Genomic DNA, 1475 nt, shown 5'->3' on the forward strand with positions numbered 1-1475 from the left:
GCCATGGATTCTGTTCTCAAGGCTGCGTCCTAACCGTATTGACTAGTGCTATAACGCACCCTACGAGCCGTATGAAGGGAAACTTTCAAGTACGGTTTTGAATGGGAGGGGATGGAGGCGACTCCATTCTCGACCCCTAATAATGCCCAACTTGCGTCATACCCAGACGAATTAGTATAGCTCCCCACTTAAGTACCGAAGAACTTGGCCGGGCTGATCACCAAGCCCAAGAGGGCTTGGAAAGTCGCCAAGAGCAAATTATTTGGTTGTTGGCTCAGGGGAAGACCACGGAGGAAGTCCAAGAAATTACGGGCTACAGTCGCATCTGGATTTATGAATTGGTAAAAAGATACAACCAATTGGGATTAAAAGGGCTGGGCGCGCGCCTCTAGGGAAATCCCGGACATCCACCGTTAATTGATGATGTGACCCAAGCTCAGTTATGGCAAGCCCGGCAAGGAACAGCGCCGGATGGGGGACTGTGGAACGGTCGCCAGGTGGCAGACTGGTTGACAGGAGTAACTGGACGAAAAATTAGCCGACAAAGGGGATGGGAGATTCTGCGACAAATGACATTTCGGCTTCGTGTACCGAGACCGGCTCACATCGAAAGTGACGAAGACTAGCAGCAAGCCTGGAAAAAAACTGGTAACGGAGTTAGAGGGACTTCGCCGGAGATATCCTGATGCACAGGTGCAATTGTGGAGCGAAGATGAACACCGTCTGGGACTCAAACCGGTGATGGGACGCTCCAATAGCGGAAGGTTGTCAACCACTCGCCCATATTAATTGGAAATGCGAGTGGTTATGGTTATATGGTTTTGTCAGACCGCAGACGGCAGAGACTTATTGGTGGATCATCCCTTAGGTCAATACAACTCTATTTGGTCGAGTGTTACAGGAGTTTGCTGCCGAATTGAAATTAGGTCCAAATCAACACATTATGTTAGTGGTTGACCAAGCCGGATGGCATATCAGTAAGAATCTGAAAGTACCCGAAGGACTGCATTTAATGTTTCTACCGTCCCATTCCCCGGAACTGCAACCGGCGGAAAGACTGTGGCCTCTGGTAGATGAACCCATTGCCAATCGCTCATTTGAGAATCTTGAGCAGCTAGAGGAACTCTTGTGTGCTGGCTGCCGAAGTTTGTGGGAACAGCGCGAATTAATTCGAGGCTTGATGAGTTTTCATTGGTGGCCTCAAATCGAGACTTCACTATAATTGATTATCCGGACTTGATATGACGCACCCTACGACCCGTGTGAGGTGAAAGTCTCAAGCACGGTTTTGAAGGGGAGGGGGAGAAGGTGACTTCTCTCTCGACCCCTAATAATTATTACCAAAATGCTTGACATTATACCCAAGTACTGATAGACTCCAAACCGTTGTCGTAGGATGATGCCCCATAGCTGTTTAGTGGTGGACGTGAAGTACATAGCCTGTATATCTTGGTTTTAAAAAGGCGATTTGTACC

1 pseudogene is annotated in these 1475 nt (G+C 48.5%); it reads left to right on the plus strand.

Annotated features, from left to right (window positions below):
• Nucleotides 1-158 precede the first annotated feature (158 nt).
• Nucleotides 159-1222, plus strand: a pseudogene (locus tag P5674_RS24620) (IS630 family transposase).
• The last annotated feature ends 253 nt before the right edge of the window (nt 1223-1475 follow it).

Origin of the sequence: Limnospira sp. PMC 289.06 (assembly GCF_032350395.1) — a bacterium.
Taxonomy (GTDB): domain Bacteria; phylum Cyanobacteriota; class Cyanobacteriia; order Cyanobacteriales; family Microcoleaceae; genus Limnospira; species Limnospira platensis.